The organism is Mycobacterium sp. EPa45 (assembly GCF_001021385.1).
Classification (GTDB): domain Bacteria; phylum Actinomycetota; class Actinomycetes; order Mycobacteriales; family Mycobacteriaceae; genus Mycobacterium.
Genome location: NZ_CP011773.1, coordinates 5,191,307 through 5,208,382, shown reverse-complemented (window position 1 = coordinate 5,208,382; position 17,076 = coordinate 5,191,307). Strand labels below are relative to the sequence as shown.

Sequence of the window (17,076 nt, the reverse complement as noted above, 5' to 3'; positions counted from 1 at the left end):
CACGCCTGTGCCCCATGTGATCACCCAGTCGTGTTGCAGCGACGGCTCCTGTGTCTATGCCTGCCCGGTCAACTGCATCCACCCCAGCCCCGACGAGCCGGGCTTCGCAACCGCCGAAATGCTCTACATCGATCCGGTGGCGTGCGTGGACTGTGGCGCGTGCGTCAGCGCCTGCCCGGTCGGTGCGATCGCGCCGGACAGCAAGCTGACCGACAAGCAGCTGCCCTTCATCGAACTCAACGCCTCGTTCTACCCCGAGCGGCCGGCCGGCGTGAAACTGCCACCGACCTCCAAGCTGGCCGCGGTGCTCCCCGCCCCGCAGGTGCGCCGTGGGGAGGCGGATCTGACCGTGGCCGTCGTGGGTTCGGGGCCGGCGGGAATGTATGCCGCAGACGAGCTCCTGACGCAGAAGGGCGTGCGGGTCAACGTCTTCGACAGACTGCCCACCCCGTTCGGCCTGGTGCGCGCCGGCGTCGCCCCGGATCACCAGCACACCAAGGGTGTGGCGCGCCTCTTCGAGCGGATCAGCAAGCACCCGCGGTTCACCTTCTACCTCAATGTCGAAGTGGGGCAGCATCTCTCGCATGACGAGTTGTTGCGACACCACCATGCGGTGATCTACAGCGTCGGTGCGCCGCACGACCGCAGACTCGATATCCCCGGCATGGAGCTGTCCGGCACCGCGACCGCCACCGAGACGGTGGCCTGGATCAACGGCCATCCGGATTTCGCCGGGCTGGACGTCGACCTGCGCCACGAGCGGGTCGTGGTGATCGGCAACGGCAACGTGGCCCTCGACGTCGCGCGGATCCTGACCGCCGACCCCGACGAGCTGACGCGCACCGACATCTCCGACACCGCGCTGGCTGCTCTGAGAAGCTCCGCGGTGCGCGAGGTGGTCATCGCGGCGCGTCGCGGGCCGGTCGACTCGGCCTTCACCCTGCCCGAGCTCATCGGGTTGACGTCGACGGCCGAGGTCGTGCTCGACGCCGCCGACCACGACCTGGTCGAGCAGGATTTGGCCACCGCCACCGATGCCCTCACGAAGGCCAAGCTCGAGATCCTCGCCGCGCTGCCGGTTGCTGCTGACCTCACCGCCCGCCCGCGGATTCGCCTGGCGTATCGGCTGACACCGCACCGGGTGCTCGGTACTGACCGGGTCAGTGGCGTCGAATTCCGTCGCACCGGAACCGACGAGGTAGAGCAGATCGAGGCCGGGTTGCTGCTCACCTCGATCGGATACCGCGGCGCACCGATCGCCGGGCTGCCGTTCGACGAGGCTGCGGCGGTCGTCCCCAACCGGGACGGGCGCGTCATCGATCCCGCCACCGGAGAGGCTGTCACCGGGGCGTACGTCGCGGGCTGGATCAAGCGCGGTCCAACCGGATTCATCGGCACCAACAAGTCCTGCTCGATGGAGACCGTCTCGAGCTTGGTCGACGACTTCAACGCAGGCCTGCTCGGCGAACCGAGCGTGCGGCCATCGTTGTTGGACAAGCTGATTCGGTCCCGTCAGCCCAGTGTGGTCGACGCCCGAGGCTGGCGCGCCATCGACGCCGCCGAGGCGGCCCGCGGCGAGGCCGAAGGACGGCCACGGGTGAAGTTCACCGACGTCGCCGACATGGTTGCGGTGGCCGCCGCCGCGCCCGAGCCGCCGATGGCCAAGCGGTTGCTGGCGGGGCTGCTGCGCTAAGCCTTGACGCGCAGATAATCCAGCACTGCGACCCAGTCCGGGAACCGGTCCGAGCCGAAGTGAATCCACTCGCCTTTGAAGCGCTCAGCGCCGTTGTTGGGCCGATCGTCGACGAGGAAGTCGCCGCGGTTGAGGTCCTTGTGGTGGGTCAGGATGAGCCGCTTGTACGCCGGTGAATCCTCTTCGGCGCCAAGGTGTTCGTGCACCCATTCGATCTTGTGCTGCCAGCCCGACGGGTTGCGCCATGGCGCGGTCGACAGCAGGTAGGTGTCGAACAGCATCGACAGTTCGGTGAAGGCCTCGATCGCGCCGGGCATCGAGCGCATCAACGCGAAGATGCCCGGCGCCTCATCCATCCGCCCGCGGTACTTGTCCACCACGACCGGGTCGAGGCCCTCGATCCGGTGGCCGAAGTCGACCATCGTGTTGTCGAGGTCGATGTAGAGGATCTTGCGGCGACCCTGCGTCACGCCTGCATTATGCCTGGCTCATCGCGTGCTGGATCTCGTCGTAGCTGACCTCGCGGACCGGCTGGCCCAGTGACCACTGATGCCCGAACGGATCCCGGACCATGCCATAGCGGTCGCCCCAGAACTGGTCGTCGAGCGGCATCACGACCGTTGCGCCCGCGTCGAGCGCGCGCTGGAACTTCTCGTCGACATCGGTGACGGTCAGGTGGATGGTGACCGGCGTGGCGCCCAGCGCCGTGGGGGTCGTCGACTTGCCGTCGGACATCTCGGGGAAGTCGTCGTTGAGCATGATCATGGCCCCGTTGATCTGCAGCGCGGCATGGATCAGCTTGCCGTCCGGACGGGGCACCCGGCCGATTTCGGTGGCGCCGAACGCCTTGATGTAGAAGTCGATCGCCGCGGGCGCGTCGTCGACGACGAGGTGCGGGGTTACTGCGGGCTGTACGTCGATCGTCATCACAAGCCTCCTGTGGTTGAAGGCGGCCGGACGGGCCGCCACCGGTGTAGACATCGTGGGCGGGCAGAACTCATCACCCACCGACCGATGCAACCACCGGACACCGACAAGAACGACTACACGGGGGAGTGCGCGATCTCGTTCCAGCCGTCGACCGCCTCGGGTGACCGGGGGGCGGGCCCGACGTAGATCGCCGACGGCCGTACCAGTTTGCCGAGCTGCTTCTGCTCGAGGATGTGCGCGCACCACCCGGCCGTGCGGCCGCAGGTGAACATCGCCGGCATCATCTTGGCCGGCACCTGGGCGAAGTCGAGGATCACCGCCGCCCAGAATTCGACGTTGGTCTCGATTGCCCGATCCGGCCTGCGCTCGCGCAGTTCGGCCAGCGCCGCCTGCTCCAGGGCGACGGCCACCTCGTAGCGCGGTGCCGCGAGCCGCTTGGCGGTGGCGCGCAGCACCCGGGCACGCGGGTCCTCGGCCCGATAGACCCGGTGGCCGAAGCCCATCAGCTTCTCCTTGCGGTCCAGCACGCCCTTGACCACCGCGCGGGCGTCGCCGGAGCGCTCGACCTCCTCGATCATCGGCAGCACGCGGGCCGGGGCACCGCCGTGCAGCGGGCCGCTCATCGCGCCGATCGCTCCGGACAGCGCCGCCGCGACGTCCGCACCGGTCGAGGCGATCACCCGCGCGGTGAACGTCGAGGCGTTCATCCCGTGCTCGGCCGCCGACACCCAGTAGGCGTCGATCGCCTCCACGTGCCGCGGATCCGGCTCGCCCTGCCAGCGGGTCATGAAACGTTCGGTGACGTGGAGCATTCGTCGATCTCGCGCTGCGGCACGGCCGGCCGGTAGATACCGCGGGCGGACTGGGCGACATAGGACAGCGCCATCACCGACGCGCGGGCGAGGTGATCGCGAGCGGTCTCACCGTCGATGTCCAGCAGCGGCGCGTAGCCCCAGATCGGCGCCAGCATGGCCAGGCCGGCCTGCACGTCGACCCGCACATCGCCGGTGTGGATCGGTAGCGGGAACGGCTCGGCGGGGCGCAGGCCGTTGCCGAACCGGCCGTCGACCAGCAGTGCCCAGACGTCACCGAACGTCACCCGGTTGCCGACCAGTTCCTCGATGTCCACACCGCGGTAGCGCAGCGCACCACCGTCTCTGTCCGGCTCGGCGATCTCGGTGGTGAAGGCCACCACCCCTTCGAGGCCTGGCACGAAGTCGTCGGGTACCACCGTCATGGGTGGATTCTCCCACTCGGCAATCCGGCCGTCGCTACCGGTCGATAACGCGCAGCCAGGTCTGTGCGGCGTACCGTTGGCGCGTGGAATCACCCCGGGAGAATCGCCTCGCGGCGATGCGCGTGGAGTACGGCTCGGTCGAGAAGGACGGCAGCAGCGACCTCGACGTCGACTGGCTCGCCGACGGCTGGCTTGCCTTGCTGCACAGCTGGATAGCCGACGCAGAGGCAGCCGGCATCGCCGAACCGAACGCCATGGTGCTGGCCACCGTCGACGGCGCGGGAAGACCGGTCAGCCGCACGGTGTTGTGCAAGAGCGTGGACGAGACCGGGATCACCTTCTACACCAACTACGACTCCGCCAAGGGCAACGAGCTGGCTGCGACGCCGTACGCCGCGATCACCTTTCCCTGGTATGCGCTCGGCCGCCAGGTGCACATCCGCGGTGCGGTGAGCAAGGTCGCCGCCGAGGAGACTGCCGAATACTGGTCCAAGCGTCCGCGCGGTTCGCAGCTGGGCGCCTGGGCGTCGTCGCAGTCGCGACCGATCGGCTCGCGCGCCGAGTTGCTCGGCAAGCTCGCCGAGGTCACCGAACGCTTCGCCGCCGACGAGCAGGTACCGGTGCCCCCGCACTGGGGCGGTTATCGGATCGCCCCCGAGGTCATCGAGTTCTGGCAGGGACGAGAGAACCGGGTGCACAACCGGATTCGGGTATCGGGCGCCGCCGGAGCCGCTGGGCCGGCGACATCGGGCGTAAGCATCGAGCGGCTGCAGCCCTAGGTGGCGCGGCTCTTCGCCGACACCACCCCACTGACAACACCGGATTTCCGCCGGCTGTGGGTGGCCGGCATCGTCACGGTCATCGGGGCCAACCTCACCATCTTCGCCGTCCCCGTCCAGCTGTACGCACTCACCCAGAGCTCGGCGTACGTCGGGCTGTCCGGGGTCTTCGCGCTGGTGCCGCTGGTCGTCTTCGGCCTCCTGGGCGGGGCGTGGGCCGACGCCATGGACCGGCGGGTGCTCTTGATCATCACCTCCAGCGGTCTGGCGGTGTCCTCGGTGCTGCTGTGGCTGCAGGCCGCGCTCGGGCTGAACAACGTATGGGTGGTGCTGTGTCTGCTTGCGGTGCAGCAGGCGTTCTACGCGATCGACAGCCCCACCCGGGCGGCCGCGATACCGCGCATGCTGCCCGGTGACCAATTGCCCGCGGCCAATTCACTGAACTTCACGGTGTTCCAGTTCGGCGCGATCGTCGGCCCCTTGATGGCCGGAGTGATGCTGCGCTGGATCGATCTGTCCACGCTGTACCTGATCGACGCGATCACCTGTCTGCTGCCGATCTGGGTGGCCTACCGGCTCGCGCCGATCCCGCCCTCGGTCGGCGGCAAGGGCATGGGGTTCGACGCCCTTCGCTCCGTCGTCGAAGGGTTCCGCTTCCTGTCCGGCAACAAGGTCGTGCTGATGTCGTTCGTCGTCGACCTGATCGCGATGATCCTGGGTATGCCGCGGGCGCTGTTCCCGCAGATGGCCCATGAGAGTTTCGGCGGCCCGATCGCGGGTGGCACCACCATGGCGCTGCTGGCGGCGGCGATGTCGGCGGGCGCGGTCGCGGGAGGGGTGTTCTCCGGCTGGTTTCCGCGCATTCAGCGTCAGGGCCTGGCTGTGGTGATCTCGATCGTGGTGTGGGGTGCGGCCATGGTCGGCTTCGGCGTGGCCGGGGGGCTGGCACACGGCCACACCGGCACGTTCTTGTGGATTGCCTTGGCGTTCTTGGCGATTGGTGGGGCCGCGGACATGGTGTCGGCGGCCTTCCGCTCGACGATCCTGCAGCAGGTGGCCTCCGACGACCTGCGTGGCCGGCTCCAGGGTGTCTTCACCGTGGTCGTCGCGGGCGGTCCCCGGCTGGCCGATGCCGCGCACGGCGCGGCCGCCGCGGTGGTCGGCACCACGATCGCCGCCGCGGGTGGCGGAGCACTGGTGGTGGTCGGTGTGCTGGTCGCCGCCGCCGCGGTCCCGGTGTTCGTTCGCTATCGGGTGCAAGCGGCGCAGCCGTAAACCGGCACGTTACGACTAAGATCGGGGCGTGGCCGACGTCATCGCGCAGTCACCACCGGGACTGCGCGAACGAAAGAAGCAACGTACCCGCGCGATGCTGGTCGATGCCGCGGTGAGGCTGTGCATGGAGCGCGGATACGGCAACACCACCGTCGAGCAGATCGCCGCCGCCGCCGAGGTGTCCCCACGCACATTCAGCCGGTACTTCCCGACCAAAGACGCGGTGATGATGACCGTGCTCGACGACTTGGTCCACGCCGCTGTCGCCGAGCTGGCCGGGATCGACACCCGCGTGCCCCCGCTGACCGCGCTCGCCCGCGCGCACTCCCAGGCCCTGCGCCGGGTGCCGTCCGGTGAGGTGACGGAGTTGACCACGCACCGCCTCGTGCTGATGGTGAACGTCATCTCCTCGTCCAGTGCGCTGCGGCTGGCCGCCGCCGCGACGCGACTGCACCCGTTGGTGGTGGCGGTGGCCGCACGCATGGGCATCGACCCGACCGACCGGCGGGTGGCGCTGATCGTGTCCGTGTGGGGAGCGATCACCGCAGCCGCGTGGGGGCAGTTGGTGATCGGGCCCGGGGACTACGCCAACTGCGCGGTGATCATGGCCGACCGACTGGATCTGGCCTTCGGTGAATTCGCCGATATCGCCGCCCAGGAAGTGGCAACGGCGCTAGCCTCTACGGTCTGACGTCGGGGGGCGCGCGAAGAACCCGGGGGGAGGCGCGACGTGGCCGTTGTCGCAAAAATGCCTGTTCCGGGACTGCGTGAACTCAAGAAGCAGCGGACCAGGGCGACGTTGATCGACGTGGCCGTCCAGCTGTGCATCGACCAGGGCTACGACAACACCACCGTCGAGCAGATCGCCGCTGCGGCCGAGGTCGCACCGCGCACCTTCAGCCGCTACTTCTCGGGCAAGGATGCGGTGCTCGTCGCGATCCTCGACGAGGTCGCCACTGATGTCGCGGCCGCCTTCGCCCGCCAGCCCCTCGACATCAGCCACTACGAGGCGTTGGCCCGGGCTCACCTCGACACTTTCGGCAGCGCACAGTACGGCGCCTCGACGTCGTTCGAGCGGATGCGACTGTTGCTGACGATCGTGGCCTCCGCCCCGGCGATCGGACTCGCGCCGTTCATGTTCCGATCGCACGGGTTCCACCATGGTGCGGTCGAGGTCGCGGTTCAGCGGATGGGGGTGTCCGCCGACCACCCGTCGATTCGCATCCTCTTCGACACCTGGGCGGTGGTCATGGGGGTGGCCTGCGGCGGGCTCGGCACACCCGGTGGCCCGCCGATCGAGCCGGACGTCGTATGCCACCGAATCGAGTCGGTATACGCACTTCTCGCCGAGCTCTGGACTCCGTAGGCGACCCCGGGCCAGACCCCCGCGGGCGTGTCGGCAGAATAACGACTACCTTCACCTACATACGGACGCCTCCGCGGCGTCGACGAGCTCAGAAGGGGTTCATGTGGCAACCGACGAGACCGCCTCCCTGAAGTACCCGGGCGGCGAGTTGGACCTGGACATCGTCAAGGCGACGGAGGGGTCCGACGGGATCGCGCTGGGCTCCTTGCTGGCCAAGACCGGTTACACGACGTTCGACCAAGGTTTTGTGAACACGGCGTCCACCAAGAGCGCCATCACCTACATCGACGGCGATGCCGGCATCCTGCGCTACCGCGGTTACCCGATCGAGCAGCTCGCCGAGAAGTCGACCTTCATCGAGGTGAGCTACCTGCTGATCTACGGTGAGTTGCCGACCACCGAGCAGCTGGAGAAGTTCACCACCCAGATTCAGCGGCACACCCTGCTGCACGAGGACCTCAAGCGGTTCTTCGACGGCTTCCCCCGTGACGCGCATCCGATGCCGGTGCTGTCCAGCGCGGTCAACGCGCTCTCGGCTTACTACCAGGACTCGCTGGACCCGCTGAACAAGAAGCAGGTGGAGCTGTCCACGATCCGGCTGCTGGCCAAGCTGCCGACGATCGCGGCGTATGCGTACAAGAAGTCCGAGGGCCAGCCGTTCCTGTACCCGGACAACTCGCTCACGCTGGTGGAGAACTTCCTGCGGATGACGTTCGGTTTCCCGGCCGAGCCCTACGAGGTCGACCCGGAAATCGTCCGGGCGCTGGACATGCTGCTGATCCTGCACGCCGATCACGAGCAGAACTGCTCGACCTCGACGGTGCGGCTGGTGGGCTCCTCGCAGGCCAACCTGTTCACGTCGATCTCCGGTGGTATCAACGCGCTGTGGGGCCCGCTGCACGGCGGTGCCAACCAGGCCGTGCTGGAGATGCTGGAGAAGATCCGCGTCGGCCAAGACGACGTGCAGACGTTCGTCAAGAAGGTGAAGAACAAAGAAGACGGCGTGAAGCTGATGGGCTTCGGGCACCGGGTCTACAAGAACTACGACCCGCGGGCGCGGATCGTCAAGGAGCAGGCCGACAAGATCTTGGGCAAGCTCGGCGGCGACGACGAGCTGCTCGACATCGCCAAGCAGCTCGAAGAGATCGCGCTGACCGACGACTTCTTCATCGAGCGCAAGCTGTACCCGAACGTGGATTACTACACCGGCGTGATCTACCGCGCGATGGGCTTCCCCACCCGGATGTTCACCGTGCTGTTCGCACTCGGTCGGCTGCCGGGCTGGATCGCGCACTGGCGGGAAATGCACGACGAGGGCAGCAGCAAGATCGGCCGCCCGCGCCAGATCTACACCGGTTACACCGAGCGCGACTACGCCACCATCGACACCCGCAGCTAAACCTCACTGTCAGTTGGTTCACACCAGCTTGACCGGCGAACGATTGTAGTTTCACAATAGTTGTGTGATTACAACTGTCGGTGAGCTCAGCGCGCGGCGCAAGACGATCATCCTGGCGTCCTGCTGCCTTAGCCTGCTGATCGTGTCGATGGACGCGACGATCGTGAACGTCGCGATTCCGGCGATCCGGACCGACCTGCACGCCACCGCATCCCAGATGCAGTGGGTCATCGACATCTACACCCTGGTGCTGGCATCGCTGCTGATGCTCTCGGGCGCCGCGGGCGACCGGTTCGGGCGGCGCCGGGTGTTCCAGATCGGCCTGGCCGCCTTCGCGCTGGGCTCGCTGCTGTGCAGCCTGGCGCCCGACATCGACACCCTGATCGGCGCGCGGCTGGTTCAGGGCCTCGGCGGGTCGATGATGAATCCCGTTGCCCTGTCGATCATTTCGCAGATCTTCGTCGGACGGGTGGAACGCGCCCGCGCGCTGGGACTGTGGGGTGCGGTGGTCGGGATCTCGATGGCGCTGGGCCCCATCGTGGGCGGCTTCCTGATCGAGGCGATCAGCTGGCGCGCGGTGTTCTGGATCAACCTGCCGATCTGCGCGGCCGCCATCATCCTCACCGCGATCTTCGTGCCCGAGACCAAGTCGGCCACCATGCGCGACATCGATCCGGTGGGCCAGTTGCTCGCCGTGCTGGCGTTGTTCGGCGTGGTGTTCGTGCTGATCGAGGCCCCCGGGATGGGCTGGAGCAACCCGCGCGTCATCGCGATCGCCGCCGGCGCCGCGGCCGCCCTGCTGGCCTTCCTGCGCTACGAGTCGCGCCGCCACGACCCCTTCATCGATCTGCGGTTCTTCCGCAGCATTCCGTTCTCGTCGGCTACGGTCACTGCCGTGTGCGCCTTCGCCGCCTGGGGGGCCTTCCTGTTCATGATGTCGCTCTACCTGCAGGGGGAGCGCGGCTACTCGGCCGCCCACACCGGCCTGATCTACCTGCCGATCGCGATCGGTGCGCTGTTCTTCTCGCCGCTGTCCGGCCGGTTGGTCGGCCGCTTCGGCGCCCGGCCGTCGCTGCTGGTTTCCGGGGTACTGATGACCACCGCCTCGGTGATGCTGGTGTTCCTCAATGCCACTACCCCGGTGTGGTGGCTGGTGGCGATCTTCACGGTGTACGGCGTCGGCTTCGGCATGGTCAACGCTCCGATCACCAACGCCGCGGTCAGTGGGATGCCCCGAGACCGGGCCGGCGCGGCCTCGGCGGTGACCTCGACCAGCAGGCAGGTCGGCGTGAGTATCGGTGTGGCACTGTGCGGTTCGGTCGCCGGCTCGGCGCTGGCGGTCGCCGGTGCGGACTTCACCGCCGCCGCCAGGCCGCTGTGGTGGCTCAACATCGCCCTCGGGGTCGTGATCGTGGTGCTCGCGATCGTCTCGACCTCCACCCGTGCCAAGCAGTCCGCGCAGCGGCTGGCTCCGCTGATCGAGGACCGTCGAAGTGAGCATGCCGATGTCGGGTAACCCGGTAGCCGATCAGGTGTGGCGGTCGATGTCGAGTCTGGTGCTGGACAACAAGGACCGCTGGCGTCGCGCCGTTGTTGATCGAACGGGCTTGCCGTTCAGCAGGATTCGGATCCTGCGTCGGCTCGCATCACAGCCGATGACCGTCAAGCAGGTCGCCGAGGCGGCCACCATCGACGCACCCGCCGCCACGGTGGCCGTCAACGACCTGGAGGCGCGCGGACTGGTGGTCCGCCAGCCTCATCCGGAGAACCGGCGCTGCAAGCTGGTGTCACTCACCGACGCGGGCCGCGACGTCATCGCGGTGCTCGACGCCACCGATGACCCGGCACCGCAGATGCTGGCCTCGCTCAGTGAACAGGACCTTCACGCGTTGCAGAAGATCCTGGCTCGCGTGCTCAGCTGAGGTAGCCCTCGACTTCATCGCCCGGGCGCACGGAGGCCTGGCTCGGGTCACCGCCCGTCTCGCGCAGTGCGCGACGCTGGCGAAGCAGGTCCCAGCACTGGTCGAGTTCGGTTTCGATGGCCCTCAGGCGCTTGTGCTCCTCGGACGGGTCGAGTTGTCCCTGCACCACCCGCTCACGCAGTTCGCGCTCCTGCGCAACCAGGTCGTGGATGCGGGAAAGGGTGTCGTTGTCTTCAGCCACCAGTCCAGTGTGCCTGACGAAGACGGCTCAAAACGGCGAAGCGAGGGCGGCGGCGAACTCGGTGCAGAACCAGTCGACGTCGGAGCTGGAAAAGACGAGTGGCGGTCTGATCTTCAGCACGTTGCCGTCGTGGCCGCATACCGAGATCAGCACCCGGCGCTCCCGCATGGCGTTGACCAGTGCCCGGGCACCGGCCCGGTCCGGCGCACCGGTTTCATCGATCACCTCGACGCCGACGTACAGCCCGGCGCCGCGGACATCGCCGATGCGCGGATGATCGGCGCCGAGGCGCGCGAGTTCGGAACGCAGTTGCGAACCGACGTCTGCGGCATTGCACATCAGCTTCTCGTCCTCGATGACGTCCAGGACGGCCGCCGCCGCGGCTACCGTCACCGGGTTGCCGCCGAAGGTGTTGAAGTAGGGCACCTCGCGGGCGAAGGCGTCGAGCACCTCCGAGCGGGCCGCCATCGCCGCGATCGGCATGCCGTTGCCCATGGGCTTGCCCATCGTGACCAGATCCGGCGCCACGCCGTGCCGCAGGAAGCCCCACATCGCATCGCCGGTGCGGCCGAATCCCGGCTGCACCTCATCGGCGATGAAGACGCCGCCGGCACGGTGCACCGCCTCCACCGCAGGCGCCAGCACGGAGGGATCGGGATAGATGCCGTCCGAGGAGAAGATGGTGTCGACGATCAGGGCGGAGAAACCGGCGCCGCTGTCGACCAGCTTGTCGATCGCGGTGACGACGTCGGCGGTGAACCGGTCGGCGAGTTCGTCGGCGGGTATGCGGTAGCTGTCCGGTGGCGGGACCGTACGGACGTGCTCACCGAGCACGGTGGCGCCGCCGATGGACGGCGAGATCGCGGTGACCGCGGCAGTGTTGCCGTGATAGGCGTCGGTGGTGACGATGACACCCTTTGCGCCGGTGTACATTTCGGCGACACGCAATGCCAGGTCATTGACCTCTGAGCCGGTGCAGGCGTACATCACCTGGTCAATCTGCTCCGGCATTGTGCCCAGCAGGCGCTCGCTGTAATTCACGATGCCGCCGTGCAGATAGCGGGTGTGGGTGTTCAGGGTGGACAGCTGGCGGGTGACCGCCTCCACCACGTGCGGGTGGCAGTGGCCGACGCTGGCGACGTTGTTGTAGGCGTCGAGATAGCAGGCGCCGTCGGCATCATAGAGGCGAGTCCCCTCGCCGCGGACCAGGTGCACCGGCCGTTGGTAGAACAGCCGGTACGCCGGGCCCAGGATGCGGTCACGGGCCGCGATCAACGATTCGGTGGCGGGATCGACCGGGTGATCCGCCGAGTAGCTGTTGGAGTCCATGATGTTGGAAAAGCTCATATCGCTACTCCCTCGTTGACGACGCGGCCCGTGACGGTCCTCACTGGCGTTCGTGCGCCTCTTCCAGGACGGTGCGTCCCAGCTCCGAATATTGCTGGGGCGACTTGTATTTAAGGAACACGGCGAGCAGGATGCCACCGATGCCGACCACGGCCACCACGTAGGGAATGATCTCGAAGACCCAGTCGCTGGAGGCGGTGCCCGCCGCGAACGATGCATTCTTGGCCAGCAGGTAGATCACATAGAGCATGCCGAGGCCACCGAGTAGCGGCGCGGTGAACGTCCGGAACCAGTTCGCCGTCTCCGGATGGTTCTTGCCGACATGGAAGTAGGCGATCACCGCGAAGGCGGCCAGCGCCTGCACGATCAGGATGGCGGTGGTGCCCAGCAGTGCCATCAGTCCGTAGAGGCCGGTGTAGGGGTCCCGTCCGGTCAGGGCGAAGAACAGCACCACCACGGTCGCGAAGATGGTCTGTACGAGACCGGCGATGTGCGGCGAGCCGTGCGTGGCGTGGGTGGCGCCCAGGGTCTTGCGCATGCCGGGGATCACGTTCTCCCGGCCGATCGCGTAGATGTAGCGGGCAGCGCAGTTGTGGAACGCCATACCGCAGGCGAACGAACCCGTCATCAACAGGATCTTGAACAGGTCGACCGCCCAGGTTCCCAGGTGCGCTCCGACCGGGCCGAAGAAGATGTCACCGGCCGTGGCCGAATCCTGGGCCAGGGCAATGGCATTCTGCGGACCGGTGCCGACGATCGCCAGCCAGGAGATGAGGATGTAGAACACGCCGATGCCGACCACCGAGCTGATCACCGCGATCGGGATGATCTTCTTCGGGTTCTTGGACTCCTCGCCGTACATCGCGCTGGACTCGAAGCCCACCCAGGACCAGAATGCGAAGAACAGACCGATGCCCGCCGAGCCGGCCACCGTGAGCATGCTGCCGTCGGCTCCGGCCACCGAGCCGGACAGGTTCTGAAAAGCGTTGAGCGGGTTGAGCGATCCCCACGACCAGCCCTGCGGGCCGCCACCGGTGAACAGCACCGAGAGTGCCATCAACGACAACATGACGATCTCGGTGATCAGGAAGACCCCGAGCACCCTGGCGGCGACGTTGATGTCGAAGTAGGTCAGGACCAGATTCACCACCAGCATGCCGATGGCGAAGACGATCCACGGAATATTGACGTGGAACAGGGAATTGAACGTGTCGTTGCCGAAGAAGGCGAAGATTCCGATCAGCGATGCCTCGAACACCATGTAGGCCATCGCGGTCAGGAACCCGGCGCCAAGACCGACGATACGGCCCAGCCCGTGCGAGATGTAGCCGTAGAACGCGCCGGTGGCGGTGATGTGCTTGCTCATCGCCGCGTAGCCGATCGCGAACAACGTCAGCACGATCGTGGCGACGAAGTACCCGGCCGGCGCATAGGCGCCGTTGCCGAATCCCACCGCGATCGGCACGTTGCCGACCATGGCGGTGATCGGTGCGGCCGTGGCGACGGCCATGAACAGGACGCCGATCAGCCCGACGGCATTGGGCTTGAGCCGCTGGACGCTGTCGGACTTGGCATCGGTGCCGGCCGGGGCCGGCGGATCGATGATCTCGCTCATTGTGTGGTTTCCCATCTGATGCGTGACTGGGGGTCGCGCGGCTTTTGGTCTGGTATTTCCCGAATGCAGGTACACCCGGGGACGTGAGGGTGATGTCGGCACGGCTTTGTGGTGCGACGACGCCATTGTTACCCCCGCCAGATCGCCTGGTCAACAGGAACTTCCGTCCCATACGCAAAGGATGTTTCCGGCTTGTTTCGCAGAACCGGGCCACGAAACAGGAACGTTAAATGTGTGGATTTGGTCTGCTCGATGGGTTCTTATGGTCCACACTGGTCCCATGCCGGGATTGCCGCCGACTCATGAGTTCTTCGCGCGCGCAGCACTGCCCGCATACGGTCGCGCAAGCGAGACGCCACTGCGGCTGCTCAGCCTGTCCGAGAATGCCACCTACCTGGTTCAGGACGACGACCCGATCGTCCTGCGAGTGCACCGGCCCGGTTATCACTCGCTGGAGGCGATCCGCTCCGAGCTGGCGTGGATGCAGGCGCTGCGGACCGAGACCTCGGTGGTCACGCCGGAGCTGGTGGCCGCGCGTGACGGCACCGACGTGGTGGCCGCCGAGGTCGACGGCGACGTCCTGCATGTCGACGCGGTCACATTTGTCGCGGGTTGCACAGCCGAAGAGGACCCGGACGCCGTCGGCTTCGACCAACTCGGCCGGCTCACCGCCGTCATGCATTCCCACGCCAGGAACTGGTCGTTCCCAGCCGGATTCACCCGGTTCCGCTGGGACCTCGAGACGATACTGGGCCCTGACGCTCGCTGGGGTAACTGGCGGCTGGCGCCCGGCCTCACCCACGGCGACCGGGCGTTGATTCAGCGCGCCGCCGACGAGATCACCGCGAAGCTCACCGACTTCGGCTCGGCGCCAGACCGTTTCGGCCTTGTCCACGCCGATCTGCGGCTGGCCAACCTGATGGTCAATCCTGCCGACCCGGGGGCAGGCATCACCGTGATCGACTTCGACGACTGCGGCTGGTCCTGGTATCTCGCGGATCTGGGTGCGGCGGTGTCGTTCATCGAAGACACGCCGGCCGGCGAACGCATCATCACCGAGTGGCTCACCGGCTATTTCCAGGTCGGCGCAATCCCTGCCGACCACCTTGCGCTCATTCCGTCGTTCGTGATGATGCGGCGAATCATGCTCACGGCGTGGATCGCCTCGCACTTCGACGCCGACGCGGCGATCGGTGTCGGTGCGGATTTCGCTCCGAACACCGCGCGGCTGGCTCGGCGTTATCTGGAGGACCACACCTGGCTACAGGATGCAATCTTCGGGTCCAGGGTCTAAAACCCTTCATAGGCAAGGAGTTACGCGTGTTTGATCTGCAATCCACGTCCGTCGTGGTGACCGGCGGCAGCAAGGGGATCGGCCGCGGCATCGCCTCGGTGTTCGCCACTGCGGGCGCCAACGTGGCGATCGCCGCCCGTTCGGCGGCCGAGCTCGACTCGGCCGTGGCGGATCTGGATGCGCTGGGCAGCGGAAAAGTGTTGGGAATAACGACCGATGTGACCAGTCCGGGCGCCTGTGCCGAACTGGCCGCCGCGGTGATCGGCGCGTTCGGCGGCATTGACGTCGTCTGCGCCAACGCCGGTATCTTCCCCGAGGCGCCGGTGGCCACGATGACGCCGGCACAGCTGGCCGAGGTTCTCGACGTCAACGTCAAAGGCAACGTGTTCACCGTGCAGGCCTGCTTGGACGCGCTGATCGCCTCCGGGCGCGGCCGGGTGATTCTGACGTCGTCGATCACCGGGCCGATCACCGGGTTCCCGGGCTGGTCGCACTACGGCGCGTCCAAGGCCGCTCAGCTGGGCTTCATGCGCACCGCCGCAATCGAATTGGCCCGGCACGGGATCACGGTGAACGCGGTGCTGCCGGGCAACATCTTCACCGAAGGCCTCGCGGACATGGGCGAGGACTACATCGCGGGGATGACCAAGGCAATCCCGGCCGGCGCGCTGGGAAAGCCCGAGGACATCGGCCACCTGGCTGCCTTTTTGGCCACCGTCGAAGCCGGTTACATCACCGGTCAGGCGATCGCCGTCGACGGCGGCCAGGTGCTGCCGGAATCGCCGGATGCGCTGAGCTCCTAGTCCGATGGAGGAGTCGGAAGGCGGGCCGATCGCCGAGGATGTGCGTCGGCGCATCCTGTCGATGCTCGCGCAGGGCACCCTCCGGCCCGGCTCCCGGCTGGGCACCGAACGTGAGATGGCCGACCGCTTCGAGGTTTCCCGATCCACTCTGCGCAGTGCGTTGTTGCCGTTGAGTCGCGCCGGGGTACTGGAACGCCGCACCGGTCGCAACGGCGGTACGTTCGTCCGCGCAGATGTGGTGCAGCGCAACGCCGCCGAGCTGGCCGGGCTGCCCGCCCGGCTGCGCAGCGGTGGGCACACCAGCGCGACCCGGGTGCTCGCCACCGACCGCAGACCGGCGACTCCCGCCGAGGCCGCTGCCCTGGAAATCGAGGCAGGCGACGACATTTTCGCGATCCGTCGGCTGCGTTTCGCCGACGGGGTGCCACTCTCGGTGGACTTCTCGTGCTTCGTCGCCGGGCATGTCATCGACTTGCTGGAGCAACCTCTCGGCGGCTCGCTCTACGAGCTGTTCGCCGTGCGCTACGGGCTGGTGCCCGCCACGTCCAGTGAGACCATCGAGGTGGTCAGCGCCAGTCCGCGGGAGGCCGATTGGCTGGGCATCGCGCACCGGCGGCCGCTGGTGGCGATCACCCGGATCACCCGCGACGCCGCCGACCGGCCGTTCGAGTATGCCTACGACCTGTTCCGCGCCGACCGGGTGCGGTTGACCGCCACGACGTCGACCGTCACCGCGCGGGAGCGCCGCGGTACGGACGGGCGGGTAGAACGCTCGGTCAGCAGCGCCTGAGCGACTACTGTGTGACCGGTGACGAGCAAACCCGTGATCGAATTTCCCGACGGCCCGGCGCCCAGCGATCTTGTCATCGAGGACCTGGTGGTCGGCGACGGCGATGAGGCCAAGCCCGGCGCCGTCGTGGATGTGCACTATGTGGGTGTCGAGTACGACACCGGTGAAGAGTTCGACAGCTCGTGGAATCGCGGTGAGTCCATTTCCTTCCCGCTGCGCGGGTTGATCCAGGGTTGGCAGGACGGTATCCCAGGCATGAAAGTCGGTGGCCGGCGTCAATTGACGATCCCACCCGAGCAGGCGTACGGCCCGGCGGGCTCCGGACACCAGCTGTCCGGAAAGACACTCATTTTCATCATCGACCTGCTGGCCACCCGCTAACCGG

Annotated in this window: 17 protein-coding genes and 1 pseudogene; 12 read left to right on the top strand and 6 right to left on the bottom strand. The window is 67.2% G+C overall.

Annotated elements, in window-relative coordinates; all coding sequences use genetic code 11:
• Window positions 1-7 precede the first annotated feature (7 nt).
• Window positions 8-1,693, top strand: coding sequence for an FAD-dependent oxidoreductase (locus AB431_RS24580; RefSeq protein ID WP_047333774.1), 1,686 nt, complete (start codon window positions 8-10; stop codon window positions 1,691-1,693).
• Here AB431_RS24580 and AB431_RS24575 read toward each other — a convergent pair.
• From AB431_RS24575 to AB431_RS24565, 3 genes and pseudogenes are all read right to left on the bottom strand, one after another.
• The gene (locus AB431_RS24575) at window positions 1,690-2,163 is read right to left on the bottom strand and encodes a hypothetical protein (RefSeq protein WP_235435753.1); all 474 of its coding nucleotides are present in this window, start codon (window positions 2,161-2,163) and stop codon (window positions 1,690-1,692) included. The genes AB431_RS24580 and AB431_RS24575 overlap by 4 nt on opposite strands.
• A gap of 7 nt (window positions 2,164-2,170) precedes the next feature.
• Window positions 2,171-2,620: a VOC family protein gene (locus AB431_RS24570; RefSeq protein ID WP_047332134.1), complete on the bottom strand. Its 450-nt coding sequence runs from the start codon at window positions 2,618-2,620 to the stop codon at window positions 2,171-2,173.
• A 116-nt stretch (window positions 2,621-2,736) separates the two neighbouring features.
• A pseudogene (locus AB431_RS24565) lies at window positions 2,737-3,860 on the bottom strand (citrate synthase 2).
• 116 nt (window positions 3,861-3,976) lie between these two features.
• Between AB431_RS24565 and pdxH the strand changes: the two are divergent.
• The 7 genes from pdxH to AB431_RS24530 all read left to right on the top strand — a co-directional run bounded on the left by pdxH (window position 3,977) and on the right by AB431_RS24530 (window position 10,601).
• Window positions 3,977-4,639: a pyridoxamine 5'-phosphate oxidase gene (gene pdxH / locus AB431_RS24560; protein ID WP_047332133.1), complete on the top strand. Its 663-nt coding sequence runs from the start codon at window positions 3,977-3,979 to the stop codon at window positions 4,637-4,639.
• Window positions 4,640-5,914, top strand: a complete 1,275-nt coding sequence (locus AB431_RS24555; RefSeq protein WP_047332132.1) for an MFS transporter — start codon at window positions 4,640-4,642, stop codon at window positions 5,912-5,914.
• 28 nt (window positions 5,915-5,942) lie between these two features.
• On the top strand, window positions 5,943-6,605 hold the full coding sequence (locus AB431_RS24550; RefSeq protein WP_047332131.1) for a TetR/AcrR family transcriptional regulator: 663 nt from the start codon (window positions 5,943-5,945) through the stop codon (window positions 6,603-6,605).
• A gap of 39 nt (window positions 6,606-6,644) precedes the next feature.
• The gene (locus tag AB431_RS24545) at window positions 6,645-7,280 is read left to right on the top strand and encodes a TetR/AcrR family transcriptional regulator (protein ID WP_235435752.1); all 636 of its coding nucleotides are present in this window, start codon (window positions 6,645-6,647) and stop codon (window positions 7,278-7,280) included.
• A gap of 103 nt (window positions 7,281-7,383) precedes the next feature.
• Window positions 7,384-8,679: a citrate synthase gene (locus AB431_RS24540; RefSeq protein WP_047332129.1), complete on the top strand. Its 1,296-nt coding sequence runs from the start codon at window positions 7,384-7,386 to the stop codon at window positions 8,677-8,679.
• Between the two features lie 64 nt (window positions 8,680-8,743).
• On the top strand, window positions 8,744-10,195 hold the full coding sequence (locus AB431_RS24535) for an MFS transporter (protein ID WP_047332128.1): 1,452 nt from the start codon (window positions 8,744-8,746) through the stop codon (window positions 10,193-10,195).
• Window positions 10,185-10,601, top strand: coding sequence for a MarR family winged helix-turn-helix transcriptional regulator (locus AB431_RS24530; protein WP_047333772.1), 417 nt, complete (start codon window positions 10,185-10,187; stop codon window positions 10,599-10,601). The genes AB431_RS24535 and AB431_RS24530 overlap by 11 nt, the downstream gene beginning before the upstream one ends.
• Here the strand turns inward: AB431_RS24530 and AB431_RS24525 are convergent.
• Genes AB431_RS24525 through AB431_RS24515 form a run of 3 tightly spaced genes read right to left on the bottom strand, consistent with a single transcriptional unit; the run spans window position 10,594 to window position 13,804 of the window.
• Window positions 10,594-10,842 (bottom strand): DUF2630 family protein, encoded by a 249-nt coding sequence (locus AB431_RS24525; protein WP_047332127.1) that lies wholly within the window; start codon window positions 10,840-10,842, stop codon window positions 10,594-10,596. The genes AB431_RS24530 and AB431_RS24525 overlap by 8 nt on opposite strands.
• A 27-nt stretch (window positions 10,843-10,869) precedes the next feature.
• Entirely contained in the window at window positions 10,870-12,189 is a 1,320-nt protein-coding gene (locus AB431_RS24520) for an aspartate aminotransferase family protein (protein WP_047332126.1), read from the bottom strand.
• Window positions 12,190-12,229: 40 nt separating this feature from the next.
• Entirely contained in the window at window positions 12,230-13,804 is a 1,575-nt protein-coding gene (locus tag AB431_RS24515; protein ID WP_047332125.1) for an APC family permease, read from the bottom strand.
• A gap of 280 nt (window positions 13,805-14,084) precedes the next feature.
• Here AB431_RS24515 and AB431_RS24510 point away from each other — a divergent pair, with 280 nt between their 5' ends.
• Genes AB431_RS24510 through AB431_RS24495 form a run of 4 tightly spaced genes read left to right on the top strand, consistent with a single transcriptional unit; the run spans window position 14,085 to window position 17,072 of the window.
• Window positions 14,085-15,098, top strand: coding sequence for a phosphotransferase enzyme family protein (locus tag AB431_RS24510; protein WP_047332124.1), 1,014 nt, complete (start codon window positions 14,085-14,087; stop codon window positions 15,096-15,098).
• 26 nt (window positions 15,099-15,124) lie between these two features.
• Window positions 15,125-15,901: a 3-oxoacyl-ACP reductase FabG gene (fabG, locus tag AB431_RS24505; protein WP_047332123.1), complete on the top strand. Its 777-nt coding sequence runs from the start codon at window positions 15,125-15,127 to the stop codon at window positions 15,899-15,901.
• Window positions 15,902-15,905: 4 nt separating this feature from the next.
• Complete coding sequence (locus tag AB431_RS24500) at window positions 15,906-16,691, top strand: GntR family transcriptional regulator (RefSeq protein ID WP_047332122.1); 786 nt, start codon at window positions 15,906-15,908, stop codon at window positions 16,689-16,691.
• Window positions 16,692-16,709: 18 nt separating this feature from the next.
• On the top strand, window positions 16,710-17,072 hold the full coding sequence (locus AB431_RS24495) for an FKBP-type peptidyl-prolyl cis-trans isomerase (RefSeq protein WP_047332121.1): 363 nt from the start codon (window positions 16,710-16,712) through the stop codon (window positions 17,070-17,072).
• Window positions 17,073-17,076: the final 4 nt, after the last annotated feature.